Genomic DNA, 16501 nt, shown 5'->3' on the forward strand with positions numbered 1-16501 from the left:
AAAGTAACCAGTCGCCGGTCGCATGTCAATGATGATGCGGCTTTCAGGGCTACTCGGGGGTGTGGATAAGTCTTCGGCGCGGGGGTAGACTCTTGCCCTCACCGGAAGTCCACGAATCCTCCCCGGAGACCCCAGATCTTGGCCGTCAGTCCACTTTGGCAACAGTGCGTGGCGAGGCTCGAGAGCGAGCTCTCCGAACAGCAGCTCAACACCTGGATTCGCCCCCTCCAGGCGGTGGAGGACGACCACGCCCTGCGTCTGCTGGCCCCCAACCGCTTCGTCATGGACTGGGTCCGGGACCATTTCTTCCAGCGCATCGACGCCATGGTCACGGACCTGGGCACCCAGCGGCGGGTGATGCTGGAGGTGGGTTCCGGCCGCCCGCCGGCCCCGACCGTGGAACCGCGTCCGAGCCCGGCGCCGGTGACCGCCGCGGTGAACGTGCAGCCGGTTTCACACCGGCCTGCCGCCAGCTCCGCGCAGTTCACCAACAACCTCAATCCCAATTTCACCTTCGACAACTTCGTCGAGGGCAAGTCCAACCAGCTGGCCCGCGCGGCAAGCCTGCAGGTGGCCGCCAACGTGGGGCTGGCCTACAATCCGCTGTTCCTGTACGGCGGCGTTGGCCTGGGCAAGACCCACCTGATGCATGCTATCGGCAACGCCATCCTGGCCCATCGGCCCGGCGCCAAGGTGGTCTACCTGCATTCCGAGCGCTTCGTAGCCGACATGATCAAGGCCCTGCAGCACAACGCCATCGACGAGTTCAAGGGCTACTACCGTTCCGTGGACGCGCTGCTGATCGACGACATCCAGTTCTTCGCCGGCAAGGAGCGTTCCCAGGAAGAGTTCTTCCACACCTTCAATGCGCTCCTGGAAAGCCAGCAGCAGGTGATCCTGACCTGCGACCGATACCCCAAGGAGGTGGACGGTCTGGAGGAGCGGCTCAAGTCCCGTTTCGGCTGGGGGCTCACGGTGGCCATTGAGCCGCCGGAACTGGAGACCCGGGTGGCGATCCTGCAGCGCAAGGCGGAGCAGGCCAACACGGAGCTGCCCAGCGAGGTGGCCTTCTTCATGGCCAAGCGCATCCGCTCCAACATCCGCGAACTGGAGGGCGCCCTGCGCCGGGTGGTGGCCAATGCCCACTTCACCGGCCGACCCATCACCCTGGACTTCGCCAAGGAGGCCCTGCGGGACCTGCTGGCGCTGCAGGACAAGCTGATCACCATCGACAACATCCAGAAGACCGTGGCGGAGTACTACAAGATCCGGGTCTCGGACCTGCACTCCACCCGGCGCAGCCGCTCCATTACCCGGCCACGCCAGCTGGCTATGGCACTGGCCAAGGAGCTGACCAATCACAGCCTGCCGGAGATCGGCGATGCCTTCGGAGGCCGGGACCACACCACGGTGCTGCATGCCTGCCGCAAGGTGGTGGAGCTGCGGGAAACGGATCCGCGCATCAACGAGGACTATGTGAACCTGCTGCGTACCCTGAGCAGCTGAGCATGCAGGGTGTAAGGTGATCGGGCATAAACCTGTGGACAAGTTGTGTGGAACCCGGGGGTAGCGCCCCTGTGCTGACTTATCCACAATCCATACACAGGCTGTTGAGCAGGATAAACACCTGAAGCCCACAGGCAGAGACATTTCAAGGCTTTGATATTAATAGAATAAAATGACTTATACCTGTCAATCAGGCGTGCTTATTACTATCATCATCCTATAAACACTTAATAACTATTCGGGACCCAGCCATGAGATTCAGCATCCAGCGAGAAGACCTGCTCAAGCCCCTGCAGCAGGTCATCGGGGCGGTGGAGCGCCGTCAGACCATGCCCATTCTTGCCAACGTGCTGATCAAGGCGGATGAGGATCGTTTGAGCGTCACCGGTACGGACCTGGAAGTGGAGCTGGTGGCCGAGGCCTCTGAGGTCAGTGCCAGCCCCGGCGAGGCCACGGTACCCGCCAGGAAATTGCTGGACATCTGCAGGGCGTTGCCCGACGAGGCAAGCCTGGAGATACAGGCGGAAGGAGACCGCGTACTGATCACCTCCGGTCGTGCGCGCTTTACCCTGAGTGCCCTGCCCGCCGCTGACTTCCCTGCCCTGGACGAGATCTCCAGCAGCAAGGAACTCACCCTCACGGAACGGGAACTGCGTCACCTGATCCTGCGCACCAGTTTCGCCATGGCCAATCAGGACGTGCGTTACTACCTCAACGGGCTGATGCTGGAGGTGGGTCAGAACGTGATCCGCACCGTGGCCACTGACGGCCATCGCCTGGCCCTGTGTGAGCTCAACACCACGGTGGACACCGCCTCCTCCCAGCAAGTCATCATTCCGCGTAAGGGCGTACAGGAACTGCTGCGCCTGCTGGAGGACAGTGATGAACCGGTGCGCCTGCAGATCGGTGCGAACCATATCCGCGCCACCCTGCCGCGGCTGCGCTTCACCTCCAAGCTCATCGATGGCCGCTTTCCCGACTACGACCGGGTGATCCCCAAGGATGGCGACCAGGTCATGAAGGTCGAGCGGGAAGCATTGCGCAAGGCACTGGCCCGCGCCTCGATCCTGTCCAACGAGAAATACCGCGGCATCCGCCTGGTGCTGGGTGACGGACTGCTGCGCATCCAGGCGCACAACCCGGAGCAGGAAGAGGCCGAGGACGAGATCGAGGCCCAGTACACCGGTACCGCCATGGAGATCGGCTTCAATGTCACCTACCTGCTGGATGTGCTCAACACGGTGGAGGGTGACGTGATCGAGGCCACCTTCAAGGATGCCAACTCCAGCGTGTTGATGCGTGACCCGGGCGCCACGGATGCGCTTTACGTGGTCATGCCCATGCGCCTTTGATCGCTGATCCGGGCCGCCTGCCCGGACACCCATGATCCTCAACCGGCTGGAAGTCCGAGGCCTGCGGATCCTGCGTCACGTGCGCATGGATCCCGTGTCCGGGCTCAATCTCGTCCATGGTGTTAACGGCGCCGGCAAGACCAGCCTGCTGGAAGCCATCCATCTCCTCTCCACCGGCCATTCCTTCCGTACCCGGCAGTTGTCTCCCCTTCTCGCGCCCGATTGCGATGCCGTCGAAGTGGTCGCCCGCATCCAATCTACTGGCGGCGGCGAACCCTGGCCGGTGGGCATCCGTAAAACCAGGGACTCCACGACAGCTCGTATCCGTGGCGAGAACGTCCGCAGCCTCGCGGATCTGGCCCGCCTGCTCCCGCTCCAGGTCATGCACCCGGAAAGTCATCTGCTGGTCAGCGGCGGACCCGGTTACCGCCGTGCCTTCCTGGACTGGGGCTGCTTCCACACTGATCCGGCCTACCACGACCACTGGCGCCGTTACCGTCACCTGCTGTGCCAGCGTAATGCCGCGCTCCGGGACCGGTCCCCAGCCAGGCTGCTGTCGGCCTGGGACACGGCCCTGGGTGAGGCGGGCAGCGCACTGGATCTGGCGCGTGCCACGCACCTGCAGACACTCCTTCCCTACCTTGATTCCCTCAAGCAGGAACTGCCTGAGACTTCTGGTCTCGCCCTCGAGTACCGCAGGGGCTGGAATCCAGAAGAGTCTTTGTCGGAGTCGCTTGCTCACTCCGTACAACGGGACCGCTCGGCAGGATTCACCCAGGTCGGCCCCCATCGTGCAGAACTGCTGTGCCGCCTCGATGGACGGCCTGTGGCACAGGTTGCGTCCCGCGGTCAGCAGAAATCCGTGGTGCTGATGCTCAAGATGGCCCAATCCCTCTGGCTGATGGAAACACTGGGATTTCCACCGGTAGTCCTGGTGGATGACCTGCCGGCGGAACTGGATGCAAGACACCGGGGCTGGTTGATGAACTGCCTGCAGGGTCTGGGGTCGCAGGTTTTCGTCACGGCCATCGAGTCGGATCAGGTTCCCCTGTCAGGCTGGGATTCCTGGCAGATGTTTCACGTGGAACATGGAACCCTTCGGGTCGGGGATTGAAGAGCGGTCGGTGGTATAATGGGCGACTGTGTTACCAGAGGACAAGGTATGACTGATCCGCAGCAGGCCAAGACTTACGACTCATCCAACATCAAGGTGCTCAAGGGGCTGGACGCCGTCCGCAAGCGCCCCGGCATGTACATCGGTGACACGGATGACGGCACCGGCCTGCACCACATGGTGTTCGAGGTGGTGGACAATGCCATCGACGAGGCCCTGGCCGGCTACTGCAACAAGATCCAGGTGATCATCCATTCCGACGGCTCCGTGAGCGTGCAGGATGATGGCCGGGGCATCCCGGTGGATATCCACCCGGAAGAAGGTCGGTCCGCCGCGGAAGTCATCATGACGGTGCTGCATGCGGGCGGCAAGTTCGACGACAATTCCTACAAGGTCTCCGGCGGTCTGCACGGTGTGGGTGTGTCGGTGGTGAATGCCCTGTCCGAATGGCTGGAACTGACCATCTTCCGCAACAGCCGCGTGCATCGCCAGGTCTATCGCCTGGGTGTGCCCGATGCCCCCCTGGCGGAGGTGGGTGACACGGAACTGACCGGCACCCGGGTGCATTTCAGACCCAGCACCGAGATCTTCTCGGACACCGAATTCCACTACGACATCCTGTCCAAGCGCCTGCGGGAGCTGTCCTTCCTGAACTCGGGTGTGCGCATCCAGCTGAGCGACGAGCGCAGCGGCAAGGAGGATGTGTTCGAGTACCAGGGCGGAATCCGTGCCTTCGTGGAGCATCTGAACCGCAACAAGACCCCCCTGCACCAGAACGTGATCTACTGCGTGGCGGACCGGGACGACATCACCGTGGAAGTGGCCCTGCAGTGGAACGACTCCTACCAGGAGAACATCTTCTGCTTCACCAACAACATCCCCCAGCGGGACGGTGGCACGCACATGGCGGGTTTCCGCGCCGCCCTGACCCGTGGCCTGAACCAGTACATGGAGGCCGAGGGCATTTTGAAGAAGCAGAAGGTGGCCACCACCGGTGATGATGCACGGGAAGGCCTGACCGCGGTCCTGTCGGTGAAGGTGCCCGACCCCAAGTTCTCGTCCCAGACCAAGGACAAACTGGTGTCCTCCGAGGTCAAGGCCGTGGTGGAAGGGGTGCTCTACGACCACCTGCAGAGCTTCCTGCTGGAGAACCCGGGTGATGCCAAGGTCATCACCGCCAAGATCATCGATGCCGCGCGCGCCCGGGATGCGGCCCGCCGTGCCCGGGAGATGACCCGGCGCAAGGGTGCCCTGGACGTGGCCGGCCTGCCCGGCAAGCTGGCGGACTGTCAGGAAAAGGATCCCGCCCTGTCCGAACTGTTCCTGGTGGAGGGTGATTCCGCCGGCGGTTCAGCCAAGCAGGGTCGCGACCGTCGCACCCAGGCCATCCTGCCCCTGAAGGGCAAGATCCTGAATGTGGAAAAGGCCCGTTTCGACAAGATGCTGTCCTCGGCGGAGGTGGGTACCCTGATCACCGCCCTGGGTTGTGGCATCGGCAAGGATGAATTCAACGCTGACAAGCTGCGTTACCACCGCATCATCATCATGACCGATGCGGACGTGGACGGCTCCCACATCCGGACCCTGCTGCTGACCTTCTTCTACCGCCAGATGCCGGTGCTGATCGAGCGCGGTCATGTCTACATCGCCCAGCCGCCGCTGTACAAGGTGAAGAAGGGCAAGCAGGAGCAGTACGTCAAGGACGAGCTGGAGCTCAACAACCTGTTGCTGCAGATGGCCCTGGAGGACGCCCGGCTGATGATCCATCCCGAGGCCCCGCCGGTGAGCGGCGAGGCCCTGGAGGACCTGGCGCGCCGCTACATCGGCGTCATGGGGGCCGTGGAGCGCCTGTCCCGCCGCCATGACCGGGATCTGCTGGAACGCATGATCTTCTCCACCCCCATGGATCCCGCCCGGATCGAGGACCCCCAGGCAATCCGTGCCTGGTTCGACGGGCTGGTGGAGGGCCTGCGCAGCGATGCCGCCGGGGCCGCCCGCTACACCGTGGATGCGGTGCCTGATGGCGAAGGCGGCACCGAGGTGCGCGTCACCCGCCTGATCCATGGCGCAGAGCAGGTGGAGCGCTTCGGACGGGATTTCTTCGCCTCCCCGGAATACCGGGCCATCCGGGATCTGGCAGAGCGCCTGGACGGTCTCCTGGACCAGGGTGCCGCCGTGCACCGTGGCGAGCGCCGTCAGCCGGTGAGCAACTTCCGCCAGGTGATGGACTGGCTGCTGGGCGAGGCCCGCCGGGGCCTGAACGTGCAGCGCTATAAGGGTCTGGGCGAGATGAACCCGGAACAGCTCTGGGAGACCACCATGAATGCCGAGACCCGTCGCCTGCTGCAGGTGAAGATCGAGGATGCGGTGCGCGCAGACGAGGTGTTCACCACCCTGATGGGTGATCAGGTGGAGCCGAGACGCGAGTTCATCGAGGCCAATGCCCTCACAGCCTCCAACATAGATATCTGATTTTAAAGGGTTTTACTTCCAAGCGTCCGGCGTGCGGACACAAAAAAGCCCGGGTTGATCCCGGGCTTTTTTGTGGGCTGGAGAGATTCAGCCGATCAGTTGTACAGACCCATGTCGCGGGCGCGGCGTTCCTGGTCAAGCTGCTTCATGATCAGGGCCAGGGCGTCGGTGTAGGGCACGCAGCCGTTGGCGCGGATCACGTCGCGACCCTGACGGGTTCCCACGAAGCGCACGAACTGCTGCACCTCGGCATTCTTGGGGTTGTCCGGGTTGGAGACCACGTACAGCGGGCGGTACAGGGTGTAGGCGCCGGTGCGGATGTTGTCGTAGCTGGGTTCCAGACCATCGAGCTTGAGGATCTTCACGTCACGGCGCTGGGCCGAGCTGATACCGGTCACGCCCACGGACCAGGGCGTTGCCTCGATGGCGCGCTCCAGGGGACCGCTGGAAGCGAAGAACTGGGTGGCGGTGAATTCCTGATCCATGTTGGCATAGATCAGGCGGCGCTTGGCAAAGCCAACGCCGGAGGTCTTACCCTGGCGGGCATAGACCAGCATGGGCTGGTCAGGACCGCCCAGCTGACTCCAGTTGGTCAGCCGGCCCAGGAACATGTCACGCAGCTGCTCCAGGGTGATGTTATCCACCGGCACGTCCTTGTGGGCCATCACCACCAGGGCATCCCACGCCACCGGCTCCAGGTGCGCGCCGACCTCGGCCTCATGGCCATCCAGGGGCAGGCGGCAGGTACCGCCCATGTCGGCACCCATGGAGACGGTTTCGCGAATGCCGCGCGAGGCTCCACCGCCGACCAGATCGATGGTGATGCCGGTTTGTTCCTTGAAGGCGACCGCCAGTTCTTCCATGAAGGCATGACGGGAAATACCGCAACCGGCCCAGGACAGGGTGGTTTCGGCGTAGGCCAGGTTGGCAGTCAGGCCCAGCAGGCCTGCAAGAACGATTTTGCGCATCATGTTCATCACCCTTTGGTAGTGTGGCGCAGTTCGCGCTTTTATTGTGATTTATGTCTCTATTTAAAGTATTTGTCTTGGCTGTTGACAATGTGTCCCTGTCCAGACGGTAGCAAACAGCCGCTGATCGTCACATTTCTGGGAAATATGTGAGGAAAATCACTATCTTGTTGTTGATGCAGAAAATATAAGATGCATCCAAGCCCAGCCTTATTCCATCGCTGCGCGCATATCAGTCCAGGGAGCAGGGACATTACGGCCGTGAAGAGCCGCGTGATAAAGTGAGGGTCGCAAACATCTGACTGATCGAGACCCCAAGACCCGCCATGGAAAACCCCTTGCTCAAGCAGGAAGGCCTGCCGGCCTTCAGCCAGATCAGACCCGAACACGTGGAGCCGGCCATCGATCGCCTGCTGGCCGAGAACCGCGCCGCCATTGCGAAACTGCTGGATCGGGACAGTGGCTTTACCTGGCAGAACCTGGTGCATCCCCTGTCCCTGCTGGAGGACCGGCTCAACAGGGCCTGGTCGCCGGTTCGGCACATGAACTCGGTGGTCAACAGCGAGGAGCTGCGCGCCGCCTACAACGCCTGCCTGCCCAAGCTCTCCGATTACGGCACCGAGATCGGCCAGAACGCGGCGCTCTACGCGGCCTACAAGTCCCTGAGCGAGGGTCCCGGCGCCGGGGATCTGGACGAGGCCCAGCGCAAGGTGGTGCGCGATGCCCTGCGTGACTTCCATCTGAGCGGCGTGGATCTGCCGGAAGACAAGAAGGCCCGCTACAAGGCCATTGCCCAGGAACTGTCCAATCTCCAGTCCCGTTTCGAGGAGAACATCCTGGACAGCACCCACGCCTGGAAGAAACCGGTGCTGGACCGTGCGGCCCTGGCCGGACTGCCCGATTCCGCCCTGGACATGCTGGCCCAGGCCTCCCGGCACGCCGATCAGGAAGGCTGGCTGATTACCCTGGACTTCCCCGCCTACTACGCGGTGATGACCCATGCCGAGGACCGTGCGCTGCGCAAGGAGCTCTACACTGCCTACGTGACCCGGGCCTCCGACCAGGGGCCCCATGACGGCAAGTACGACAACAGCGCCCTGATGGAACAGATCATGGCCCTGCGCCATGAACAGGCCCAGTTGCTCGGCTATGGCGATTTCGCGCAATTGTCGCTGGCCACCAAGATGGCGGAATCACCCGAGGCCGTGGTGCACTTCCTCAAGGACCTGGCGGCACGCGCGAAGCCCCGTGCAGAGCAGGAACTCGACGAACTGCGCCGCTTTGCCGCCGAGCACCTTTCGATCGATGATCTGCAGGCCTGGGACATCGCCTACGCCAGCGAGCAGCTGCGCCAGCATGCCTATGCCCTGTCCCAGGAGGATCTCAAGCCCTACTTCCCGGTGAACCGGGTGGTGCCCGGCCTGTTCAGCCTGGTGGAGCGCCTCTACCAGGTGAGCATCGTAGAAGTGGACGGCGTGGACGTGTGGCATCCGGACGTGCGCTTCTACGAGATCCGTGATCCCGACGGCACGCCCCGCGCACAGTTCTACCTGGACCTCTACGCCCGGCCCAAGAAGCGCGGCGGCGCCTGGATGGACGAGTGCATGAACCGGGTGCGGGACGGGGACCGGGTGCAGATCCCGGTCGCCTACATGACCTGCAACTCCACCCCGCCGGTGGGCGACAAGCCGGCCCTGTTCACCCATGACGAGGTGATCACCCTGTTCCACGAGTTCGGCCACGGCCTGCACCACATGCTCACCCGGGTGGACTATCCGGACATCGCCGGGATCAACGGCGTAGAATGGGACGCGGTGGAACTGCCCAGCCAGTTCATGGAGAACTGGTGCTGGGAAAAAGAGGCCATCGACCTGTTCGCCGGCCACTACCAGACGGGCAAGCCGCTGCCCCAGGCGCTGTTCGACAAGCTCATTGCCACGCGCCATTTCCAGGCGGCCATGCAGATGGTGCGCCAGCTGGAATTCTCCCTGTTCGACGTGCGCATTCACGGCGAGTACGATCCGGCACGGGGTGCGCGCATCCAGGAGATCCTCGACCAGGTGCGCGCCGAGGTGTCGGTGGTCAAACCGCCGGCCTTCAACCGCTTCCAGCACGGCTTCTCGCACATCTTCGCCGGCGGATACGCGGCGGGCTATTACAGCTACAAGTGGGCCGAGGTCTTGTCCGCAGATGCCTTCGCCCGCTTCGAGGAGGAAGGCCTGTTCAGCCCCGACGTGGGCCGGGCGTTCCTTGAGAACGTGCTGGAGAAGGGCGGCTCCGCGCCCGCCATCGAGCTGTTCAAGGCATTCCGGGGACGCGAGCCCAAGATTGATGCCCTGCTGAGGCATTCGGGACTGATCGAGGAGTCCAGAGGCGCAGCCGCATGAAGGCGGCTTTGGAAGTCTCTTGCCTCTAGAGCATCAAATGAAAATCGCCACCTGGAACGTCAACTCTCTCAAGGTGCGCCTGCCCCAGGTGCTCGACTGGCTGGCCGCGCAGCAGCCGGACGTGCTGGCGCTCCAGGAGACCAAGCTCACCGATGACGCCTTCCCGGTGGAGGCCATCCGCGAGGCCGGCTATCACTGCGTGTACTCGGGCCAGAAGACCTACAACGGCGTGGCCATTCTGGCCAGGCACGAGCTGCTCGATCCGCTCACGGACATCGACGGACTGGATGATCCCCAGCGGCGCATCCTCGCCGCCACGGTGGACGGCGTGCGCGTCATCAACCTGTACGTGGTCAATGGCTCGGAAGTGGGTTCTGAGAAGTACGCCTACAAGCTGGACTGGCTGGGCAAGGTCACCGGTTTCATCGCCGGGGAGATGAAGCGCCACGAAAAGCTCGTGGTGCTGGGGGATTTCAACATCGCCCCCGAGGACCGGGACGTGCACGACCCCGAGGCCTGGCACGAGAAGATCCTCTGCTCCACCCCGGAGCGCGAGGCGCTGAAAAAGATCCTCGACCTGGGCCTGAGCGACTGCTTCCGCCGCTTCGAGCAGCCGGAGCAGAGCTTCTCCTGGTGGGACTATCGTGCGGCGGGCTTCCGGCGCAACCTGGGCCTGCGCATCGACCTGATCCTCTCGAGCCCCGCGCTCACCGAGACCTGCACCGCCTGCATCATCGACGTGGAACCGAGGCGGTTGGAACGTCCCTCCGATCACGCACCCGTGGTGGCGGAGTTCGTGAGTTAACGTGATTAAAAGCAAACCGCTAAGGCAGGCGAATGTATGCGCAAAGGACGCCAGAATTTTTGGTCTTGCTAAGGACCCTGCGCGGTTTGCTTTGCCTTACAGTCGTTTCTCCTACAGCCGCCGCATTCGCGGTAATATCGCCGCATCATGAAATACCGAGACCTGAGAGACTTCATTGCCCAGCTGGAAGCCCTGGGTGAACTCAAGCGCATCGGCGTGGAGGTGGACCCGCATCTCGAGATGACCGAGATCTGCGATCGCACCCTGCGCGCCGGCGGCCCCGCCCTGCTGTTCGAAAAACCCAAGGGACACACCATGCCGGTGCTGGGCAATCTGTTCGGCACGCCCCGTCGCGTGGCCCTGGGCATGGGCGAGGATTCCGTCGAGGCCCTGCGGGAGGTGGGCAAGCTGCTGGCCTTCCTCAAGGAACCGGATCCGCCCAAGGGCCTGAAGGAGGCCTGGAAGACCCTGCCCATCTTCAAGAAGGTGCTGGACATGGCGCCCAAGAAGGTGGGCAGCGCGTCCTGCCAGGATCTGGTAAGGGAAGGCGCCGACGTGGATCTTTCCAGCATCCCCGTGCAGACCTGCTGGCCCGGCGATGCCGGACCGCTGATCACCTGGGGACTGGTGGTCACCAAGGGTCCCCACAAGGAACGCCAGAACATGGGCATCTACCGCCAGCAGGTGATCGGACCCAACCGGGTGATCATGCGCTGGCTGTCCCACCGGGGCGGCGCCCTGGATTTTCGCGACTGGTGTGAGAAGTATCCCGGCGAGCCCTTCCCCGTGGCCGTGGCCCTGGGCGCCGATCCGGCCACCATCCTGGGCGCCGTGACCCCGGTGCCAGACAGCCTCTCGGAACACGCCTTCGCCGGGCTGCTGCGCGGCTCACGCACCGAACTGGTCAAGTGCCTGGGCTCGGACCTGCTGGTGCCCGCCTCCGCCGAGATCGTCCTGGAGGGGGTGATCCATCCGGGAGATACCGCACCGGAAGGGCCCTTCGGCGACCACACCGGCTACTACAACGAGGTGGACCAGTTCCCGGTGTTCACCATCGAGCGCATCACCTCGCGCAGGGATCCCATCTACCACAGCACCTACACCGGCCGTCCGCCGGACGAGCCGGCCATCCTGGGCGTGGCCCTCAACGAGGTGTTCATCCCCATCCTGCAGAAACAGTTCCCCGAGATCGTGGACTTCTACCTGCCGCCCGAGGGATGTTCCTACCGGCTCGCCGTGGTGACCATGCGCAAGCAGTATCCGGGACATGCCAAGCGGGTGATGATGGGCGTCTGGTCCTTCCTGCGCCAGTTCATGTACACCAAGTTCGTGATCGTCACCGACGCGGACGTGAACGCCCGGGACTGGCAGGACGTGATCTGGGCCATGACCACGCGCATGGACCCCGCCCGTGACACGGTGATGATCGAGAACACGCCCATCGACTACCTGGACTTTGCCTCCCCCGTCTCCGGCCTCGGTTCCAAGATCGGCTTCGACGCCACCAACAAGTGGCCCGGTGAAACCACCCGCGAATGGGGCACGCCCATCGTCATGGACGAGGCGGTCAAGCGGCGTGTCGACGAGATGTGGGAAACGCTGGGGTTATAAGTGGCCAGTGGCAAGTCTCAAGTGGCAAGGAAAAACCACCTGATTTCCTTGCCACTCACCACGTGAGACTTGCCACGGCGCTTATATCGTCCACACTCATTGATCGGGTCTGAAGCCGAAACGATCAGGAGAGGGGAATCCGCATGCGTCACATCATGGTGCTCAACGCCAAGGGTGGTTCAGGCAAGACCACGCTGGCGACCAATCTTGCAGCCTATTACGCCAGTACCGGCAAGGACGTGGTGCTGGCCGATTTCGACCCCCAGGGTTCAAGCCTGGCCTGGCTGGAGGCGCGCGGCGCCGGGCGGCCAAGGATCCATGGCATGAATGGGGCCGGTGACGGCCTCAAGGGCGTGCGCAAGGCGGACGTGATGATCATGGATTCCCCGGCGGCGGTGCACGGCAAGGACCTGACCGCGCTGCTGCGTCGCGCCGAGACCGTGCTCATCCCGGTGCTGCCCTCGCCCATCGACATGCGCGCGGTGGCGAAATTCATCCACGAGGTGAAGGACTCCGCGCCGGTCTCCGGCAAGAAGGTCAAGCTCGCTCTGGTGGCCAACCGGGCGCGGGAGGTGACCAACATCTACTGGGAGCTGGAGGCCTTCCTGGGCACCCTCAAGATACCCTTCCTGACCCACCTGCGGGATTCCATGAACTACATCCGTGCCGCCGAGCGCGGCATCGGCATCCACGAGATGGCCCCCTACGCCACCGCCCTGGACCGTGAGCAGTGGAAGCCCATCATCAGCTGGCTCAACAGCAAGCGCAGCCAGCCCTGACATCCATGCTGATCATCTTCAAATCACCCGCCCATGGCGACATCACCTATTTCGGCGAGATCGCCGAGGCACTGATCCGGCTCATGGGCCATAGCGGTACGGTGCCCGGGGCCATCGACGCCGAGGAGGTCCCTGCGGCGCTGGCCCGTCTCAAGGCGGGACTCGCCGCGAGTGTGCCCCGTTCCGGGGCCGCAAGCCGTGAACAGGAAGACGAGTCCGAGGAAGAGACACCCGTGCCCCTGAGCAACCGCGCCCTGCCCCTCGTGGAACTGCTGGAGGCCGCGGCCGCCGCCCGTGCCTACGTGATGTGGGAATCAAAATAGCGTTTCGACCCACCCCTGTTTCGGAGCCAGAGCCATGCCATACGTGAACATCAAGATCACCCGCGAGGGCGCTACTCGTGAACAGAAGCAGGCGCTCATCGAGGGTGCGACCCGCTTGCTGGTGGACGTGCTGGGCAAGAACCCGAACACCACCGTGGTGGTGATCGAAGAGGTGGACACGGACAACTGGGGCGTGGGCGGCGAGAGCATCACCGTGCGGCGCGCCCGGGGCGACTAACCAGGCCCGTGCACCAGGGCAAAGCAGGGACCTGTCGCGAAGCTTGCGGCTGACCGTGGGGGCGGCTGACGGCGGGCACGGCCCGCCCTATGGCGATTTGTCTGGAAGTCCGCGGCCTTTGCATCACGGTACGACCGACCCGGTTGCATAGGGCGGCCCATGGCCGCCGGCTGATCGTGAACCTGCGGCTGATGGCGGGCACGGTCCGCCCCGCGGAGGCGCGTGACCTGACCCGTATGGCCAGGCCCTGAAAACGCACAGGGGGTGAACGAACTGCAGTCGTTCACCCCCTGTGTTGACGCTTCCAGGATGGGGTAGGGTCCCGACCATACCCCGTTTCCCTGTCAGCCCGCGTTCTGGGTCGGGGCCTTCTTCTTCACGCGGCGACGCTTGGGACGCGCAGCGGCGCGCAGCTTCTTCGCCAGAGCGGTTTCCATCTTGCCCAGTTCGCGCTCGGCGGCCTTTTCCAGGCGCGTGGCGCGCGCCATGAGCTGGGACATCCAGTTGCTGGCCTGCTTGTGTTCGGCGATCGCGCCCTTGACGGCCTCCTTGGCCTTGCGCATCTCGTCATTGGCCTTGGCGACGGCATTGCGGGCGGCTTCCTTGGCCTTGCCGCTGGTGGCGGCGACGCGGGCCTTGGCCTTCTCGACACGCTCGGCCACCTTGGCGTGTTTGCTGTTGGCAGAGGCGATCTTCGCCTCGGCGCGAGCTACGTCCTTGCCGGCGCGTTCAATGGCGCGGCCGAAAACGGTACCGGGGGCGACGTTCCTCTGGGGCTTCTTGCGGGCTTTCTTTTTGACGGCCATGTAGGACTCCAGACGTGTGAGTGAAGATGTTTTTTCAACGCCGTTGAGGGCGTGGTCAACAGGAGTCTATAACACGTTGAGGAAAACCGCTAAAAACTCGTCAATGGAAAACACGGCCAGGCGCCATGACTGCAACGTCACCGGCGTGCCTGAAGTGAGAAAAAGGGATCGAAAAAACACTTCACGGTGTCGAGCCCCCCGAGATTTTCAGTCGCCTTGTGCAATGCCCGCGTAGGTCCCATCCCCGCAACAATGCAACGAAACCCTGACTAAGGACACGTGACATGAGCGATGCAAAGCAGGCTGATCCGCAGCCCCGCGCACGCATCAACCCACCGGTGTTCTATGCCTCGGCGATCCTCGCCCTGGCGTTCGTCTTGTATGCGGTGGTGTTCACCGAGTCTGCGGCGTGGTTGTTCACAAGTATCCACGAATGGGTGACCCATTCCGCGGGCTGGTTCTACATCCTGTCCGTGGCGTTATTTCCTGGTGTTCGTGGTGGTCATGGCGCTGACCGATTTCGGGCGCATCAAGCTGGGTCCCGACCACAGTGAACCGGATTACAGCTACGGTTCCTGGTTTGCCATGCTGTTCTCCGCGGGCATGGGCATCGGCCTCATGTTCTTCGGCGTGGCGGAACCCATCATGCATTATCTGTCCCCGCCGGCGTGATGCAGGTGAACTCGGGACTTGAATACCTGTTCGGCATGCCCAACAACATCTCGGTTCAGGTGATCCTCATCGCGGCCATCACGGCGGTGGCCACGCTCTCGGTGGTGGTGGGTCTGGATGGTGGCATCCGGCGAATCTCGGAGCTGAACCTGGTCCTCGCATGGTTGCCCTTCGTGGGCATGTTCATCGCGTGCGTCTCCAGGGGTCGCAGCATCCGGGAAGTGGAAGGCGTCATCGCGGCGGTGCTGCTGGTGGCGGGCGGCCTGAGTGCGCTACAGACGGCGACCATTGCCAGCGCCCTGCTGTTCACGGATGTGCTGGATCAGTACGAACGGCACATGCACTTTTTGACGGCCGTGCGCTGAGGCCCTGTGTGGACACGCCGACCCCGGCACGAACCGCCATCGCCGATGCAGGCAAGCCGTTCGGACCGGGGTCAGGGCTGGCGTTTGATCGTGTATCAGCCGTACAGGCACAGGTAGGCGGTATCCACCGCCACCTTGAGCTGGAACTTCTCCTTGGCCTGCACCTGGAAGCTGTCGCCCTGGGCAAAGGTGATCCAGTCATCCTGGCCGGGGAGCTTCACGGTCAGGGCGCCGCTCACCACGGTCATGGTCTCCCGTTCGGCGGTGCCGAATTCATACTCGCCCGGGGCCATCACACCCACGGTGGCGGGCAGGTTCTCGGCCTGGAAGGCAATGGACATCACCTTGCCGTCGAAATATTGGTTGGTCTTGAACATGGATCAGGCTCCAAAGGGTTTGGCGGTGCGAAAGTATGCCATGAGCCCATGAAACCCGCTGCCGGATTCGGGGTCTGTCAAACAACGGACACAGTATGAATGGAGACGTCACCCATGAGCTTTAAGACTGAACATCAGCCCGGCATGACCGAAACCCCCGCGCCCCAGACCCGCGGCTTTCGCCTCAACCACAGCATGTTGCGGGTGAAGGACCCCGAGCGCTCACTGGCATTCTACAGCCGGGTGTTCGGTATGCGTCTGCTGCGCAAGCTGGACTTCCCGGAACTGGATTTCTCCCTGTATTTCCTCGCCGCCCTGGACGAGGGCGAGACCGTGCCCGAGGACGTGGGCGAGCGTACCCGCTGGACCTTCTCCCAGCGGGGCATACTGGAGCTGACCCACAACTACGGCACCGAGATCGACCCGGACTTCCATTACCACGACGGCAACGCCGAGCCCCAGGGCTTCGGCCACATCTGCTTCGCCGTGCCGGACCTGGATGCCGCCGTGAAGTGGCTGGACGATAACCAGGTGAGGTTCGTGAAACGCCCGGAGGACGGCGCCCTCAAGGACGTGGCCTTCGTCACCGACCCGGACGGTTACTGGATCGAGATCCTGGAGCCGGCGCGGCTGGGCAGGCTGGGACAGACATGAAAAGTGGGAAGGGTGAATTGGGAGGTTGGAAGACAGAACCCTGCAAAGGGCCGTGATTGCCTGGAGATGAGC

17 protein-coding genes are annotated in these 16501 nt (G+C 63.3%); 14 read left to right on the forward strand and 3 right to left on the reverse strand.

The window, feature by feature from the left end:
- The first annotated feature begins 138 nt into the window (after positions 1 to 138).
- From dnaA to gyrB, 4 genes are all read left to right on the forward strand, one after another.
- Complete coding sequence (gene dnaA, locus TGR7_RS00005) at positions 139 to 1506, forward strand: chromosomal replication initiator protein DnaA (protein WP_012636595.1); 1368 nt, start codon at positions 139 to 141, stop codon at positions 1504 to 1506.
- Between the two features lie 251 nt (positions 1507 to 1757).
- The gene (dnaN, locus tag TGR7_RS00010) at positions 1758 to 2858 is read left to right on the forward strand and encodes a DNA polymerase III subunit beta (protein WP_012636596.1); all 1101 of its coding nucleotides are present in this window, start codon (positions 1758 to 1760) and stop codon (positions 2856 to 2858) included.
- Positions 2859 to 2889: 31 nt separating this feature from the next.
- Entirely contained in the window at positions 2890 to 3972 is a 1083-nt protein-coding gene (gene recF / locus TGR7_RS00015) for a DNA replication/repair protein RecF (RefSeq protein WP_012636597.1), read from the forward strand.
- A gap of 48 nt (positions 3973 to 4020) precedes the next feature.
- On the forward strand, positions 4021 to 6444 hold the full coding sequence (gyrB, locus tag TGR7_RS00020) for a DNA topoisomerase (ATP-hydrolyzing) subunit B (RefSeq protein WP_012636598.1): 2424 nt from the start codon (positions 4021 to 4023) through the stop codon (positions 6442 to 6444).
- Between the two features lie 95 nt (positions 6445 to 6539).
- Here the strand turns inward: gyrB and TGR7_RS00025 are convergent, their stop codons facing one another.
- Positions 6540 to 7415, reverse strand: coding sequence for a substrate-binding domain-containing protein (locus TGR7_RS00025; protein WP_012636599.1), 876 nt, complete (start codon positions 7413 to 7415; stop codon positions 6540 to 6542).
- 323 nt (positions 7416 to 7738) lie between these two features.
- On the opposite strand from TGR7_RS00025, the gene prlC reads away from it, so the two are divergent.
- The 6 genes from prlC to TGR7_RS00055 all read left to right on the forward strand — a co-directional run bounded on the left by prlC (position 7739) and on the right by TGR7_RS00055 (position 13555).
- Positions 7739 to 9799 carry an oligopeptidase A gene (gene prlC, locus TGR7_RS00030; RefSeq protein ID WP_012636600.1) on the forward strand — a complete coding sequence of 687 codons (2061 nt, stop codon included), beginning with the start codon at positions 7739 to 7741 and terminating at the stop codon, positions 9797 to 9799.
- Between the two features lie 37 nt (positions 9800 to 9836).
- Positions 9837 to 10604 carry an exodeoxyribonuclease III gene (xth, locus tag TGR7_RS00035; protein ID WP_012636601.1) on the forward strand — a complete coding sequence of 256 codons (768 nt, stop codon included), beginning with the start codon at positions 9837 to 9839 and terminating at the stop codon, positions 10602 to 10604.
- A 147-nt stretch (positions 10605 to 10751) separates the two neighbouring features.
- Positions 10752 to 12215 (forward strand): 4-hydroxy-3-polyprenylbenzoate decarboxylase, encoded by a 1464-nt coding sequence (gene ubiD / locus TGR7_RS00040; protein WP_012636602.1) that lies wholly within the window; start codon positions 10752 to 10754, stop codon positions 12213 to 12215.
- Between the two features lie 143 nt (positions 12216 to 12358).
- The gene (locus tag TGR7_RS00045) at positions 12359 to 12994 is read left to right on the forward strand and encodes a nucleotide-binding protein (RefSeq protein ID WP_012636603.1); all 636 of its coding nucleotides are present in this window, start codon (positions 12359 to 12361) and stop codon (positions 12992 to 12994) included.
- A 5-nt stretch (positions 12995 to 12999) separates the two neighbouring features.
- Positions 13000 to 13317 carry a DUF1840 domain-containing protein gene (locus tag TGR7_RS00050; protein WP_012636604.1) on the forward strand — a complete coding sequence of 106 codons (318 nt, stop codon included), beginning with the start codon at positions 13000 to 13002 and terminating at the stop codon, positions 13315 to 13317.
- 34 nt (positions 13318 to 13351) lie between these two features.
- Positions 13352 to 13555 carry a tautomerase family protein gene (locus tag TGR7_RS00055; protein ID WP_012636605.1) on the forward strand — a complete coding sequence of 68 codons (204 nt, stop codon included), beginning with the start codon at positions 13352 to 13354 and terminating at the stop codon, positions 13553 to 13555.
- A gap of 344 nt (positions 13556 to 13899) precedes the next feature.
- Here TGR7_RS00055 and TGR7_RS00060 read toward each other — a convergent pair whose 3' ends face one another.
- Positions 13900 to 14361, reverse strand: coding sequence for a hypothetical protein (locus tag TGR7_RS00060; protein WP_012636607.1), 462 nt, complete (start codon positions 14359 to 14361; stop codon positions 13900 to 13902).
- Positions 14362 to 14645: 284 nt separating this feature from the next.
- Between TGR7_RS00060 and TGR7_RS17965 the strand changes: the two genes are divergently transcribed.
- The 3 genes from TGR7_RS17965 to TGR7_RS17975 are packed head-to-tail and all read left to right on the forward strand — an operon-like array spanning position 14646 to position 15398.
- Positions 14646 to 14915 (forward strand): BCCT family transporter, encoded by a 270-nt coding sequence (locus TGR7_RS17965; protein ID WP_342606932.1) that lies wholly within the window; start codon positions 14646 to 14648, stop codon positions 14913 to 14915.
- Positions 14866 to 15033 carry a BCCT family transporter gene (locus tag TGR7_RS17970; RefSeq protein ID WP_342606933.1) on the forward strand — a complete coding sequence of 56 codons (168 nt, stop codon included), beginning with the start codon at positions 14866 to 14868 and terminating at the stop codon, positions 15031 to 15033. The genes TGR7_RS17965 and TGR7_RS17970 overlap by 50 nt, the downstream gene beginning before the upstream one ends.
- A 5-nt stretch (positions 15034 to 15038) precedes the next feature.
- Complete coding sequence (locus tag TGR7_RS17975) at positions 15039 to 15398, forward strand: BCCT family transporter (protein ID WP_342606934.1); 360 nt, start codon at positions 15039 to 15041, stop codon at positions 15396 to 15398.
- A 95-nt stretch (positions 15399 to 15493) separates the two neighbouring features.
- On the opposite strand, the gene ppnP is transcribed toward TGR7_RS17975, so the two are convergent.
- Complete coding sequence (gene ppnP, locus TGR7_RS00075; protein WP_012636608.1) at positions 15494 to 15775, reverse strand: pyrimidine/purine nucleoside phosphorylase; 282 nt, start codon at positions 15773 to 15775, stop codon at positions 15494 to 15496.
- Positions 15776 to 15889: 114 nt separating this feature from the next.
- Here ppnP and gloA point away from each other — a divergent pair, with 114 nt between their 5' ends.
- Complete coding sequence (gene gloA / locus TGR7_RS00080) at positions 15890 to 16429, forward strand: lactoylglutathione lyase (RefSeq protein ID WP_012636609.1); 540 nt, start codon at positions 15890 to 15892, stop codon at positions 16427 to 16429.
- The last annotated feature ends 72 nt before the right edge of the window (positions 16430 to 16501 follow it).

It is taken from the genome of Thioalkalivibrio sulfidiphilus HL-EbGr7 (assembly GCF_000021985.1).
Taxonomy (GTDB): Bacteria; Pseudomonadota; Gammaproteobacteria; order Ectothiorhodospirales; family Ectothiorhodospiraceae; genus Thioalkalivibrio_A; species Thioalkalivibrio_A sulfidiphilus.